This window comes from Streptomyces abikoensis (assembly GCF_014648775.1).
In the GTDB taxonomy this organism is placed as follows: domain Bacteria; phylum Actinomycetota; class Actinomycetes; order Streptomycetales; family Streptomycetaceae; genus Streptomyces; species Streptomyces abikoensis.
The window spans coordinates 693,583-707,998 of the sequence record NZ_BMRT01000002.1; the positions used below are offsets into that span (position 1 = coordinate 693,583).

The following is a 14,416-nucleotide window of genomic DNA, read 5'->3' on the forward strand; positions in this document are numbered from 1 at the left end:
GCCGGCACACCGCCGCAGTCCTGCGAAGTCCGCGCAGAGGAGATGTTGACGCGTGTCCGCACAGCACCGCTCCGCCGCACTCCGGCCCCTCACCGGCGGCCGGCGCACCACCTCCCCCGCACCCGATGAGCTCGGCGAATCCGATGAACTCGACACCCTCACCGGTGCGTTCGCCCGACAGGTCCGCCGGACGCCCGCCGCGACGGCGGTGGTGTCCGGGGAGACGTCCCTGACCTACCGGGAGCTGGACGCGCGGGCGGACCGGCTGGCCGGACGGCTGGCCGAGCGCGGGGTGGCGCCGCAGGACACCGTCGCCGTCCTGATGGACCGCTCCCCCGGCCTGGTCGTCGCACTCCTCGCGATCGTGAAGGCCGGTGGCTGCTATGTGCCGCTGGATCCCCGGCACCCCGCCTCCCGGCTGGAGTGGATCCTCTCCCGCACCGGCGCCCGCGCCCTGCTCACCGACACCGGGACGGCCCCGCCCGCCGGGCTCGGCGACGGCGTGCTCGTCCTGCGGGCCGACGACGCCGAGGAACCGACGGCCGCTCACGCCGCCCCCGAAGCCGTCGCCGGTCCCGCCCAGCTCGCGTACGTGATGTTCACCTCCGGCTCCACCGGCACCCCCAAGGGCGTCGCCGTCACCCACGGGAACATCACCGGCCTCGTCCGGGACCCGGCGTGGCACGGCGGCGCCCACGAGCGCGTCCTGCTCCACTCGCCGCACGCCTTCGACGCCTCCACCTACGAGCTGTGGGTGCCCCTGCTCACCGGCGGCACCGTCGTCGTCGCGCCTCCGGGCGAGCTGGACGCCCGCGGCCTCGCCGCCGTCACGGCCGCCACCGGGGTCACCGGACTGTGGGTGACCGCCGGGCTGTTCGCGGTGCTGGCCGAGGAGGACCCCGCGTGCTTCCGGGGCGTGCGCGAGGTGTGGACCGGCGGCGACGCCGTCCCCGCCGCCGCCGTCCGCCGGGTGCTGGCGGCCTGCCCCGGCACGGCCGTGGTCAACGGCTACGGGCCCACCGAGACCACCACGTTCGCCACCTGCCACCGGGTCACCGAACCGGGCGCCGTGGACACGGTCGTGCCCATCGGCTCCGCCATGGACGGCATGCGCGCCGAGATCCTCGACGCCGCCTTGCGGCCCGTGTCGCCGGGCGAGGTCGGGGAGCTCTACCTCGGCGGCACGGGCCTGGCCCGGGGTTACTGGGCGCGCCCGGGCCTGACGGCCGAACGGTTCGTCGCCGACCCCCTCGGCCGGCCCGGCGAGCGGCTGTTCCGCACCGGCGACCTCGTCCGCCGCGGCCCGGACGGGCTGCTGGAGTTCGTCGGCCGCGGCGACGACCAGGTGAAGATCCGCGGCTTCCGCGTCGAGCCCGGCGAGACCGAGGCCGTCCTCGCCGGACACCCGGGCGTCGCCCGGGCGGCCGTCGTCGTCCGCGAGGACCGCCCCGGCGACAGGCGGCTCGTCGGCTACGTCGTCCCCGCCGGCCTCCAGGCCGGCACCGACGACGCCGAAGACGCCGAGGACGAGGCGCCGCGGCAGCTCGGCGAATGGCGGGAGATCTACGACACCCTCTACAGCGACGTCGCCGACGCCCGCTTCGGCGAGGACTTCTCCGGCTGGAACAGCAGCTACGACGGCCTGCCCCTCCCCCTGGACCAGATGCGTCACTGGCGCGACGCCACCGTCGAGCGGATCCGTGAACTGCGTCCCCGCAGGGTGCTGGAGATCGGCGTCGGCACCGGCCTGCTGATGTCCCGGCTGGCCCCCGACTGCGAGACCTACTGGGGCACGGACTTCTCCGGCCGGGTCATCGAGGGCCTGCGGACGCTCGTGGGGCGGGACCCCGCCCTCGCCGACCTCGTGGAGCTGCGCGCCCTGCCCGCCGACCGGATCGACGAGCTGCCCGCCGGGTTCTTCGACACCGTCGTCGTCAACTCCGTCACCCAGTACTTCCCCGACGGCCGCTACCTGACGGACGTCCTCACCAAGGCCCTCGGCCTGCTCACGCCCGGCGGCGCCGTCTTCGCCGGCGACATCCGCGACCTGCGGCCGCTGCGCCGCTTCCACACCGACGTCCGGCTGCGCCAACCGGAGCCGCCCGCGGACCCCGCCGCGCTCCGCGCCGCCGTCGAGCACAGCGTGGTGCGCGAGAAGGAACTCCTCGTCGACCCGGCCTACTTCACCGAACTCGCGGCCGCCGTCCCCGGCACCGACGGCGCCGAAGTGCGCGTCAAGCGCGGCCGGTACGCCAACGAGCTCACCCGCTACCGCTACGACGCCGTCCTGCGCAAGGCCGGTACCGGGGGCCCCGCGGAGCGCCCGCCGATCCCCCCGGCGCTCCGGTGGGGCCGGGACGTGACCTCCACGGCCGCGCTGGCCCCCCTCCTGGGCAGCACCCACCCCGGCGGGCTGCGGGTCACGGGCGTTCCCGACGGGCGGCTCGCGCCCGTCGCGGCGGCGGTCCGGGCGCTGGAGGAGCGCGGCGAGGTCACCGCCCTCGGCAGCGGCCGCGACGAGACGGGCGGCGAACTGCTGGAGGAGTTCCACGACCTGGCGGAACGATTCGGCCTCCGGGTGATCGCCACCGCGTCCCCCACCGCCGACGCCGCCCTCGACATCGAGCTGACCGGCCGCGCCCCCGGCGCCCCGGGCGGCGGCGAACCCACCGGCGCCCCGCTCGCCTCGCTCGTCAACGCCCCCGCGACCGCCCGCGACACCGGCGCCCTGCTCTCCTCCGTCCGCTCCTATCTGCGCGAGCGGCTCCCCGAGTACCTGCTGCCCACCGCGACCGTGGTCCTCGACGCCCTGCCGCTCACCCCCAACGGCAAGGTCGACCGGCGCCGCCTGCCCGAGCCCGACACCGGCTCGGCCGCGAACGGCCGGCCCCCGCGCGACCCCCTCGAAGAGCTGCTGTGCGGGCTGTTCTCCGACATCCTCGGCGTCTCCCGGGTCACCGCCGACGACAGCTTCTTCGCCCTCGGCGGCCACTCCCTGTCCGCCACCCGGCTCACCGCCCGGCTGCGGTCCACGCTGGGCCTGGAACTCCCCGTGCGCGCCGTCTTCGAGACGCCGACGGTCGCCGGGCTCGCCGACGCCCTCCGGAAGGCGGCGGAGGGCGAACGGCCGCCGCTGCTCCCGGCGGAGCGCCCCGGACGCGTACCGCTGTCCTTCGCCCAGCGGCGGCTGTGGTTCCTCCAACGCCTCCAGCAGGAAGGGGACGCCGCCCGCGCCGCCTACAACGTGCCGCTGGTGCTGGCCCTGGACGGCGAGCCGGACCGGGCGGCCCTGGAGGCGGCGCTCGGCGACCTCGTCGAGCGGCACGAGAGCCTGCGCACCGTCCTGCCCGAGGAGGGCGGGGTGCCGTACCAGCTCGTCCTGGACCCGGCCGCCGCCCGGCCGCCGCTGACCGTCGCCGAGGTCGCCCCGGAGGTCCTGGAGGCCGCCGTCGACGTGGCCGTCCGCCGGCCCTTCGACCTCGCCGCCGAAATCCCCGTCCGCGCCGCACTGCTGACCACCGGGCCCGGCCGGCACGTCCTGGTGCTGGTGGTCCATCACATCGCCTGCGACGGCTGGTCGCTGGCCCCTCTCTGGCGCGACCTGGCCGCCGCGTACACCGCGCGCCGGGCGGGCCGCGCGCCCGGCCGGTCGCCGCTGCCGGTCCAGTACGCCGACTACACGCTGTGGCAGCGCGAGCTGCTGGGCGACGGGAACGACCCGGGCAGCGCGGCCGCCCGCCAGCTCGCCCACTGGAAGGGCGCCCTCGACGGGCTGCCCGAACGCACCGAACTCCCCCTGGACCGGCCGCGCCCGCAGGTGGCCGGCCACCACGGCGACACCCTGCGCTTCACCCTGGACGCGGACCTCCACCGGCGGATCACCGACCTGGCCCGCTCCTGCGGCGCGAGCCCCTTCATGGTCGTGCACGCGGCGCTGGCCGCCCTGCTGACCAAGCTGGGCGCGGGCACCGACATCGCGATCGGCAGCCCCGTCGCGGGCCGTACCGACCCGGCCCTCGACGGGCTCGTCGGGTTCTTCGTCAACACCCTGGTGCTGCGCGCCGACACCTCCGGCGACCCCTCCTTCCGGGACCTGCTGGCCCGGGTCCGGGAGACCGACCTGGCCGCCTACGCCCACCAGGACCTGCCCTTCGAGCGGCTGGTCGACGCCCTCGCGCCCGCGCGCGGCCTCGCCCACCACCCGCTGTTCCAGGTCATGCTGGCCCTGCAGAACGCCCCGCAGGGCGCGCCCGAGCTGCCGGGCCTCGGGGTCACCGAACTGCCGTGGGCGACCGGGGCCTGCCGCTTCGACCTGTCCGTCTCCCTCACCGAGCGGCACGGCCCGGACCGGCGGCCGCTGGGCGTCGACGGGGTGGCCGAGTACAGCACCGACCTGTTCGAACGGAAGGGCGTCGAGCGGATCGTCCGGCGCTTCGTCCGCCTCCTGGAGGCCGTCACCGCCGAACCCGGCCGCCGCCTGGGCGCTCTCGACGTCCTGCTGCCCGGGGAACGCGCCGAGCTGCTGGCCCGCGCCGGGGACCCCGGCGAGGACGTGCCGCCCGGCACGCTGCCGGAGCTGTTCGAGGAGCAGGCCCGGCGGACGCCCGAGGCCCTCGCCGTCCTCTTCGACGACGGCGGGGGCACCGTACGGACGCTGACGTACCGCGAGCTCAACGCCCGCGCCAACCGGCTGGCCCGCCATCTGCTCGAACGCGGCGCCGGGCCCGAGGAAACCGTGGCCATCGCGCTGCCGCGCGAGCCCGACGCGGTCGTGGCCACCCTGGCCGTGCTCAAGGCGGGCGCCGCGTATCTGCCGCTGGACCCCGGCTACCCGGAGGCCCGGCTGCGCCTGATGCTCGACGACGCCGCGCCCCGCCTGCTGCTGACGGACCTCGCGACGTCCCTGGCCCTGCCGGGCACCCCGGACCTGCCCCGGATCGTCCTCGACCACCAGGAGACCCGGCGCGCGGTCGGCGCCCACTGGGACGGCGACGTCACCGACGCCGAGCGGCCGCGCCCCCTGGACAGCGCGAGCCCCGCCTACGTCATCCACACATCGGGCTCGACCGGCCGCCCCAAGGGCGTGGTCGTCACCCACTCGGGTTTCACCGGCGTCGTGCGGGCGCAGATCCGGCGGTTCGGGGTGACCGCCGACAGCCGGGTGCTGCAGTTCGCCTCGCACAGCTTCGACGGCGTCGTATGGGAGTTGTGCGGCGCGCTGCTGACGGGGGCAACGCTGGTGATGGCCCCGGCCGGGGTCACCGCCCCCGGCCCCGGCCTGACCGCGCTGGTCCGACGGCACGGCGTCACCCACGCGACGCTGCCGCCCGCCGCCCTCTCGGTGCTCGATCCCGCGGACACGCCCTCGCTCACCTCGATGATCGTCTCGGGTGAGGCGGCGAGCGGGGAGACGGTCCGCCGCTGGTCCGCCGGGCGCCGGTTCCTCAACGGCTACGGGCCCACCGAGACCACCGTGTGCGCCACCCTGAGCGCCCCGCTGTCCGGCGGGGGCGCGCCGCCCATCGGCCGGCCCACCGTGGGCGCCCGCGCCTACGTCCTCGGCCGCGACCTGCGCCTGGTGCCGCCGGGGATCCCCGGCGAGCTCCACATCGCCGGGGCGGGGCTGGCGCGGGGCTATCTGGGCCGGCCGGGGCTGACGGCCGAACGGTTCGTGGCCGACCCGTTCGGGGAGCCGGGCGGGCGGATGTACCGCACGGGCGACCTGGCCCGCTGGAACCGGGACGGGCAGCTGGAGTTCATCGGCCGCGCCGACGGCCAGATCAAGCTGCGCGGCTTCCGGGTCGAGCCCGGCGAGATCGAGGCCGCGCTCGGCACCCACCCGGGGGTGGCCCAGGCGGTGGTCGTCGCCCGCCGGGACGACCGGGCCGGGACGTACCTCACCGCCTACGTCGTGCCCGCCGGGGACGCCCCGGCCCCGGACGGGGCCGCGCTGCGCGCCCACGCGGCCGCGCTGCTGCCCGGCCACATGGTGCCCTCCGCCGTCCTGGTGCTGGACGCGCTGCCGGTCACGGCCACGGGCAAGGCCGACCGGGCGGCGCTCCCGGCACCGGACTTCGGGGCGCTCTCGGCGGGCCGCGAGCCGCGCGACCCGCGCGAGCGGATCGTGTGCGAGCTGTTCGCCGAGGTCCTGGGCGTCCCCCGGGTCACCCTCGACGACAACTTCTTCGTCCTGGGCGGGCATTCGCTGCTCGCCACCCGGGTGATCAGCGGGCTCCGCCGGCGGCTGGGCGTCGAGCTGCCCGTCCGCGCGCTCTTCGAGCACCAGACGGTCGCGGCCCTGCTGGCGGCCGTCGACGGCACGGCCGCACCGGGCCCGGCCGCGGCGCCGGAGCCGGACCTGGCCGCCGAGGCCGTCCTGGACGCGGAGTTCACCGTCGGCCGGCGGGCGGCGCGGGCTCCCGGACCCGAGCGGGTGCTGCTCACCGGCGCGACCGGGTTCGTCGGCTCGTTCCTGCTGCGCGAGCTCCTCGACCGCACGGACGCCGAAGTCCACTGCCTGGTGCGGGCGGCGGACGCCGGGCGGGCCGAGCGGCGGATCCGGGCGGGCCTGGCCCGGTACGGGCTGGGGGACGAGGGCGTCGCCGCCCGGGTCGTCCCCGTCCCCGGCGATCTGGAGCAGCCGCTGCTCGGCCTGGCCCCCGCCGCCTTCGCCGAGCTCGCCGGGCGGCTGGACGCGATCTACCACAACGGCGCCCGCGTCAGCGCGGTCGACCCCTACGACCGGCTGCGGGCGGCGAACGTGGGCGGGACGCGCGAGGTGCTGCGACTCGCTGCCGGAAGCGGCGTTCCGGTCCACTACATCTCCACCGCGTCGGTCGCGGTGGGCACGGGAGCGCTGCCGGACGTCATTCCGGAGAGCCATCGCGTCGCGGCGCCGGACGTCGCCTCCGACGGCTACACGGCGAGCAAGTGGGTGGCCGAGGAGCTCGTCCGGGCGGCCGCCGGGCGCGGCCTGCCGGTGACCGTCCACCGCCTGGGCCGGATCAGCGGCCACTCCACCGGCGGTGCCGGGCCGGAGGACGACGTCCTGTGGCAGCTCGTCCGGGCCATGCTCGTCCTCGGCGCCGCGCCCCGGCTCACCGGGCCGGACGGGCCGGCGGCCGTGGTCGACCTCGTGCCCGCCGACCTCGCGGCGGCCGCCGTGGTCCGCCTCGCGCGCCGGGCGGAGAGCCGCGGCCTCACCCATCACCTGGTCTGCCCCCGGCCGCTGCCCCTGGACACCCTGCTGGACGACCTCCGGGCCCACGGCCACCCGCTGGCGGTCGTCGAGCGGGACGAGTGGGTGCGGGCGCTGCGCGAACGGGCCGAGGCGGACCCCGCCGCCGGGCTGGACGCGGCGGTGCTCCTGAGCGACGTCCTGCCCGCGCTCGTCCGGCTGGGCCGCGTCCGCCTGGACGACGCCAACGCCCGCGCGGGACTGCCGGGCCCCGCCTTCCCCGCCCCCGACCGCCGCCTGATCCACGCCTACGCCCGTCACTTCTTCTCCACCGGGTTCTTCCCGCGCCCCGACGGGCCGCCCGCCGAACCCCGCACTCCCTGATCGCACGCAACGACAGAGAGGTACGAGCATCGTGAACAACCCCTGGGACGACAGCGAGGGGACCTTCCTGGTCCTCGTCAACGACGAGGGCCAGCACTCCCTGTGGCCGTCCTTCAGCGATGTGCCCGCCGGATGGGCGACGGCCCGCGGCCCGGGCACGCGCGCGGAGGCCCTCGCCTACGTCGAGGAGCACTGGACCGACATGCGGCCCAAGAGCCTCGTGGCGCGGTACGAGCGGGTGGCGGAGGTGCGGAGCGCGTGAGCGAGACCCGGAGCACCGCGCAGACCCCGCCCGCCTACCCGTTCAACGAGGCCGTCGGGATCGAGGTCGACCCGATCTACGCGAAGCTGCGCAGGGACGAGCCCGTCGTCCGCGTCGGCTGCCCCTTCGGCGAGGACTCCTGGCTCGTCACCAGCCACGCCGACATGAAGACGATCCTCGGCGACCCTCGCTTCAGCCGGGCGCTGGCCGCGCTGCACGACGAGTCACGGCTGACGCCGCTGCCCATTCACACCAGCATCCTGGGCATGGACTCCCCCGACCACACCCGGCTGCGCCGGCTGCTCTCACGGGTGTTCACCATGCGCCGGGTCGAGCTGATGCGCCCCGGCGTCGAGCGGGTCGCCAACGAGCTCCTCGACGGGCTGGTGGCGCGCGGTGCCCCCGGCGACCTGATGGAGGAGTTCGCCGTGCCGATGGCGGGCGCCGTCATCTGCGACCTGCTCGGCGTGCCCTTCGAGGACCGCGACGACTTCCGGCAGTGGCTGGACGCCTTCTCCGCCACGACCGTGATGACGGCCGAGGAGACCCAGGACGGCACCGACGCCCTCCACGCCTATATCGCCAAGCTGACGCGCGAGCGGCGCGCCGAGCCCCGCGAGGACCTGATCAGCGGCATGGTCAAGGCCAGCGACGAGGAGGAGCGGCTCTCCGAGAAGGAGATGGTCGAGCTGATCAGCGTGCTGCTGATCGCGGGCCACGAGACGGTCTCGTCCCAGCTCATCGACTCCCTCTACGTCCTGCTCACCCACCCCGACCAGCTGGCGGACCTCGTCCGGCGGCCCGGGCTCGTCCCGCAGGCCGTCGAGGAGCTGCTGCGCTACGTCCCGCTGATCTCGCACGTCACCTTCGCCCGCTACGCCACGGAGGACGTGGAGCTCAGCGGCACGCTGGTCCGCGCGGGCGAGTCGGTCCTGCCGGCGATCCCCTCGGCCAACCGTGACGAGGCGGTCTTCGAGAACGCCGACCGCTTCGACATCGGCCGGGAGCACAACCCCCACCTGGCCTTCGGCTACGGCATCCACCGCTGCCTGGGCGCGCCGCTGGCGCGGCTCCAGCTCCAGGTGGCGCTGCGGGTGCTGCTGGAGCGCTTCCCCGGGATGCGCTGCGCGGTCCCGTTCGAGGAGCTGGAGTGGAAGGACGGCATGCAGGTGCGGAGCCTGCTGAGGCTGCCCGTCGTGTGGTAGCCGGCTGAACGGACGGGAGGCCCCGGACCCGCGCGAGCGGGTCCGGGGCCTCCTTGCCGCTGTCAGGCCAGGCGCCAGTCGGGCGAGCCCGGGCTGCTCTTCGCGGTCTCGGCCGGGTCCGTGGTGGCCACCGGGGCGAGCGCGGCGTCGATCCGGGCGACGGTCTCCTCGTCCAGGGTGACGTCGGCGGCCTTCGCGTTGTCGGTGATCTGCTCGGGCCGGGAGGCGCCGATGACGGCCGTGACGACTCCGGGGCGGGCCAGCACCCAGGCGAGGGCGAGCTGGGCGAGGGTCAGCCCGAGCCCGTCGGCGACGGGCCGCAGCCCGGCGACCCGGCGCAGGACGTCGTCCTTGAGCCAGCCGCCCAGCAGCTCGGAGCCGTCGTTCTCGCTGGTGGCGCGGGAGCCTTCCGGCCAGCGGCCGCCGGGCTCGTACTTGCCGGTGAGCACGCCCTGGGCCAGCGGCGACCAGACGATCTGGCCGATGCCCAGCTCCTGGCAGGCGGGGATCACCTCGGCCTCGGGGACCCGCCACAGGGCGGAGTACTGCGGCTGGCTGGAGATCAGGGGGATCCGCAGCTCCCGGGCGAGCGCGGCGCCCCGGCGGATCTGCTCGGCGGTCCACTCGGAGACGCCGATGTAGTGGGCCTTGCCCGCGTGGACCACGTCGGCGAACGCCTCCATGGTCTCCTCCAGCGGTGTGGAGGGGTCGAACCGGTGGGCCTGGTAGAGGTCCACGTGGTCGGTGCCGAGGCGGCGCAGGGAGTTGTCGATCGACTCGCGGATGTGTTTGCGGGAGAGCCCGAGGTCGTTGCGGCCCGGGCCGGCGGGGGCGAAGACCTTGGTGCATATCTCCAGCCCCTCGCGGCGCACCCCTTTCAGGGCGCGGCCGAGGGATTCCTCGGCGCGGGTGTCCGCGTAGACGTCCGCGGTGTCGAAGGTGGTGATGCCGGCGTCGAGGGCGGCGCGTACGCAGGCGCGCTCGGTCTCCTCGCCGCGCGACGCGTCGTGGGTGAGCCAGTTTCCGTAGGCGATCCGGCTGACGATCAGTCCGCTGCGTCCCAGGTGACGGAAGTCCATGGCGGCACGCTACCAACGGGCCCGCGCGCGGCGGGGGTTAACAAGGATCATGGCGGACCCCCCGTGGGAAGTCCGCCATGACGTGGTGTTCTTCGGCCGTTTTCCGGTTCGGGCCGCCGCCTCAGCGGCGGTGCCACCCGTCGGAGGAGGGGTCGCCGCCCGCCCCGTGCCGTCCGCCCTCGGACGGGCCGCCGGTCCACTCGCCCGGGTGGCCGCCGTAGCCGTCGTGACCGCCGTAGCCGGGGCCCTGCCCGGCGTGGCCGTCGTACTGGCCGCCGTAGCCGCCGCCCTGGCCGGCGTGGCCACCGCCGTCGTACTGGCCGCCCTGCCCGGCGTGGCCGTTGTGCTGCCCGTACTGCCCGTACGCCCCGTACTGGTTGTTCTGGTTGTTCTGGCCGTGCTGGCCGTACGCCCCGTACTGGCCGTTCTGCTCGGGCTGCTGCTGCCCGTACCCGTACGGGGTGTAGGCGCCCTGCTGTCCGTACTGCCCCTGAGCGGCCTGCCCGTACTGGCCCTGGGCGGGGGGCTGCCCGTACTGGCCCTGCCGGCCGTAGGCGTCGTGCTGCCCGTACGGGTTGTGCTGGGGCTGCTGGGCGTGGGGGGTCTGCTGGGCGTGGGGGGTCTGCTGGATCTGCTGGGCCTGCTGCGCGTACCCGTCGTACTGGCCGTAGTGGCCCTGCTCCGGGTGGACGTCACGGCCGTCGTGACCCTCGTGCCCGTCGTGGCTGTCGTCGCCGCCATGGCCGTCGTCCTCGGCGGGCGCGAGCGCGGCCCGCTCCTCCGCCAGGCCGAAGCGCGCGAGCAGCGGCCCCACCAGCGGCAGCGTGTCGAGCCTCGGCAGCAGCCAGGCGTGCCACACGCCGGTGACGAAGAGGATGGCGGAGCCCGCGATCAGCACCGAGCCGAAGGTGTCGGTGGGGTAGTGGGCGCCGATGTACATCCGGGAGAAGGCGACGAGCAGGACCGCGAAGACGCCGCCGATCAGGACGGTACGGCGGTGCCGGGTCTCGCGGAGGAGGAAGTACGCGGCCACGACGGCGGCGACGGTGAAGGCGGTGTGGCCGCTGGGGAAGCTGTTGGAGCCGATCTCCGGGTCGAGCGAGAACTGCCGCGGCGGCCGCTCGCGGGCCACGATGGCCTTCGCGATCTGGGTGCTGTTCCAGCCGACGGCGACCACGAGGAAGGTGGACACCGCGGCGGTCGGCCGGCGCCGCACGAACAACAGCCACCCGCTCCACGCCGCGAGGATCAGCACGCCGGCGACCGGCGAGGCGCAGTAGCTGACCAGCTCCATCGCGTGGTTGAGCCAGGAGGTGCGCAGATTGGTCTGGATCGTCCGGTCCAGCGACAGGTCGTGCGGCTGGATCAGCGTGGTGTGCGCGGCGACCAGCCCGAGCACGATCGCGGCCGCGAACAGCAGGATGGAGTTGCGCAACCAGTGGCGCACGTAGGGCATGGGTGGGGCGTCCTTCGTATCGGTACGGCGGTACCGGGGCGGCAGCACGGTAGGCGTACGTTCGGGTGACGGGTGACGCCGCGCAGATGTCATCGGCGCGGCTGCACAGCAAAAGCTACACGCGCGGCGTGACACCCTTCCGGCGCGGCCGTGGACGCACGGCCCTCCATGTGACGGGGGTCACCCGAAGGTCACGGCCACTCCACCAACAGTCGCTCGCCCCGTACGGTCACGGGCGTGCCGAAGGCGGCGCAGGCGCGGGAGAAGCGCTCGCGGACCCATTCCCAGTCCTCGCCGCGCGCCGGCTCGGTGCGGCAGTAGTCGAGGCGGAGGGGGACGGCCTCCAGCCGGACCGGCCGGTAGCGGCCCGGGTCCGGGTCGTCGGGCCGCGCGGGGTTGTCCAGGGTGACGAGGAAGAGCAGCCCGAGGTCGTTGCGGAGCACCGGGTCGACGGCGTAGTCGTCCACGAAGTCGCCCATGTCGTGGATCACGAACCCGGCCACGCCGTGGAAGACGTGCGCGGAGTGCCCTGCGACCAGGGTCGCCCCAGCCGCCAGCAGCTCCGCCGCGGCGACCCTTACGTGGTGGGGCGGCGTCGAGGTCATGTTGGGGCCCCAGTGCGGGGTGACCAGCACGGCGTCGGCCTCGGCCGAGGCCCGCCCGACCAGCTCGGTGAGCCAGTCCGGCACTCCCCTGTGGAGGTCCGCGAAGGCCACGCCGGGCCGGTCGGGGCCGGCGGCGAAGTCGTCCGGGTGGTCGGTGACGCCGATCACGGCCAGTCGTACCCCGCGCGCCTCCAGCACCGCGTACGCGCGGGCGGCGGCCGTGTCGGCCCCGGCGCCGACGACCCGGATCCCGGCCGCCGTGAGCAGCTCGCGGGTGTCGGCGAGGGCGTCGTGGCCGTAGTCGAGGGCGTGGTTGTTGGCGAGGGTCACGCAGTCGACGCCCAGCTCGGCGAGGACGGCGGCGGCCGGCGGGGGCGCCCGGAAGAAGAAGGGCTTGCCCGGGGCCGCCCAGGGCTCGCCCCGGGCCGAGACGCAGCACTCCAGGTTGAGGACGAACAGGTCCGCCCCGGCGATGACCTCCCGGATCTCCTCGCTGAGGATCGTCGCGGGCTCGGGAGCCTCCCCGAGCCGCTCGCCGACCCCGCGTCCCAGCATGGTGTCGCCCGCCATCGCCACCGTGATCGGCGCCATCCGCTCGCCTCCGTCCGGGCGGTGCCCTCGCGCACCCGCCCTCATCGCAGTAGTACCAAGCCGGGGGCCGGGGGTGCCCGTCACGCTCCGCCGAGCGGGTCGGGACCCCGGCCCGCCCTGCCCGGCGTCGTGGGGCGGGCAGGAGGGCTCAGCCGCTCGGCAGGACGGCGCGGAGCGCGGCGTCGAGCCGCCGGGCGATGTCCTCGTCGGGCGCGGCCCGGGCCGTGGCGGAGGTGTGGAGCGCGGCGAGTTCCGTGGTGAACGCGTGGGTGAAGGCGCCGTAGAGCGGGGTGCGGGGGCGCAGGGCGGCGGCCTCCAGGGCGGGCAGGAGGGTGTCGCGGGCGTAGCGGGGGCGGCGGGCGGCGTCGCGCGGCACGTCGCCGCCGCTGCCCTCGGACGGCCCGGCCGTGCCGGGCAGCGCGCGCCGGTCGTCGCAGGAAACGTTCGGGTCCGTGTAGGAGGAGGCGCGGGTGGCGGCGAAGCCGGCGTCCAGCAGGCAGCGCTCGCTGGTCCTGCCGGTGAGGAAGGCGACGAGTTCCCGGGCCTTGCGCACCCGCTCCTCCGGCATGGACGCCCCGGCGGACACCGCGAGGTTCTGCCCGCCCAGCACGGCGGCGCCGGGCAGGGGGGCGACGCCGAGCCTGTCGTCGCCCAGGGCCGCGTGGAGCGTGCGGTACGCGTAGGGCCAGTGGCGCAGGAAGGCGGTGCGGCCCTCGGCGAAGTCCTTGAGGGTGCCGGCCTCGTCCGACGCGAAGGCGTCCTCGTAGGTGTGGGCGCTCGCGACGCGCCGCCGGAACTCGGTCACGCCCTTCTCCAGCGTCCGCGGCGAGGCGGTGTACGTGCCGTCCTCGTCGGTCAGCCGTACGCCGGCGGCCGTGAAGGCCTCGACGCCGTTGACGGTGAGGCCCTCGTAGGGGCTGAGCTGGCTCGTCCAGGCGCCGCGGTAGTTCTTCGACCTGTCGGACTTGTCGGCGCGGGCCCAGGCGTCCACCGCGTCCATCAGCGAGGCCAGGTCGTCCCAGGTCGCCCGCCCCCGCGCGAGCGCGTCGAGCTTCCGCTCGTCGACGCCCGCGCCGCCGGCCAGGTAGTCGCGGCGGTAGTAGAGGAGGCCGACGTCGCTGTTGTAGGGGGCGGCGTAGACCTTGCCCTTCCAGCGGGCGGTGGCGGACGCCTTCGCGAGGATGTCGCCGTCGTCGGCGAAGGACTCGGGCAGCTCCCGGACGAGTCCGGCCGCGGCGAACTCGGGGACCCAGGTGACGTCGAGGTTGACGATGTCGTACGCGGCGCTGCCCGACTGCAGTGCCGCGAGGAGCTGGCTGCGCTGGAGGTCCGCCGAGCCGGGCAGGATGACGGCGCGGGCGCGCCAGGGGGAGTCCTGCTTCTCCTGGAGGTCGTTCCACGCGTCGACCAGGCGTTTGCGGACGCCGTTCTTGCCGGTGACGTCCACGCCGGTGGCGATCACGAGCTGGGTGCCGGTGACCGGTCGCGCCGAGGCCGTCCCGGTGGGCGGGCCCGGCTCGCCGCCGCCGAAGCAGCCGGTCGCGCCCAGCAGCAGGGCGACGCACCACGCGAGGAACCGGACGGGATGCCGCAGGGGAGACCGGACGGTTCCCGCGCGTCTCCTGCCGCCGCTCATCTCCCCCGCCCCCCCGTCGCG

General features: G+C 75.6%; 7 protein-coding genes. 3 read left to right on the top strand and 4 right to left on the bottom strand.

What is annotated here, in order from left to right; all coding sequences use genetic code 11:
• Window positions 1-52: 52 nt before the first annotated feature.
• The 3 genes from IE096_RS09540 to IE096_RS09550 are packed head-to-tail and all read left to right on the top strand — an operon-like array spanning window position 53 to window position 9,028.
• Window positions 53-7,561: a non-ribosomal peptide synthetase gene (locus IE096_RS09540; protein WP_189450586.1), complete on the top strand. Its 7,509-nt coding sequence runs from the start codon at window positions 53-55 to the stop codon at window positions 7,559-7,561.
• A 31-nt stretch (window positions 7,562-7,592) separates the two neighbouring features.
• Entirely contained in the window at window positions 7,593-7,823 is a 231-nt protein-coding gene (locus IE096_RS09545; protein ID WP_308430328.1) for an MbtH family protein, read from the top strand.
• Complete coding sequence (locus tag IE096_RS09550; protein ID WP_189450588.1) at window positions 7,820-9,028, top strand: cytochrome P450; 1,209 nt, start codon at window positions 7,820-7,822, stop codon at window positions 9,026-9,028. Before IE096_RS09545 ends, IE096_RS09550 begins: the two co-directional genes overlap by 4 nt.
• A gap of 62 nt (window positions 9,029-9,090) precedes the next feature.
• Here the strand turns inward: IE096_RS09550 and IE096_RS09555 are convergent, their stop codons facing one another.
• The 4 genes from IE096_RS09555 to IE096_RS09570 all read right to left on the bottom strand — a co-directional run bounded on the left by IE096_RS09555 (window position 9,091) and on the right by IE096_RS09570 (window position 14,395).
• Window positions 9,091-10,107: an aldo/keto reductase family protein gene (locus IE096_RS09555; RefSeq protein WP_189450590.1), complete on the bottom strand. Its 1,017-nt coding sequence runs from the start codon at window positions 10,105-10,107 to the stop codon at window positions 9,091-9,093.
• A 121-nt stretch (window positions 10,108-10,228) separates the two neighbouring features.
• A complete protein-coding gene (locus IE096_RS31370) occupies window positions 10,229-11,563 on the bottom strand; it encodes a phosphatase PAP2 family protein (RefSeq protein ID WP_229820075.1) in 1,335 nt (444 codons plus the stop codon).
• Between the two features lie 191 nt (window positions 11,564-11,754).
• Window positions 11,755-12,759, bottom strand: a complete 1,005-nt coding sequence (locus IE096_RS09565; RefSeq protein ID WP_189450592.1) for a CapA family protein — start codon at window positions 12,757-12,759, stop codon at window positions 11,755-11,757.
• 148 nt (window positions 12,760-12,907) lie between these two features.
• Window positions 12,908-14,395: an extracellular solute-binding protein gene (locus IE096_RS09570; RefSeq protein ID WP_189450594.1), complete on the bottom strand. Its 1,488-nt coding sequence runs from the start codon at window positions 14,393-14,395 to the stop codon at window positions 12,908-12,910.
• Window positions 14,396-14,416: the final 21 nt, after the last annotated feature.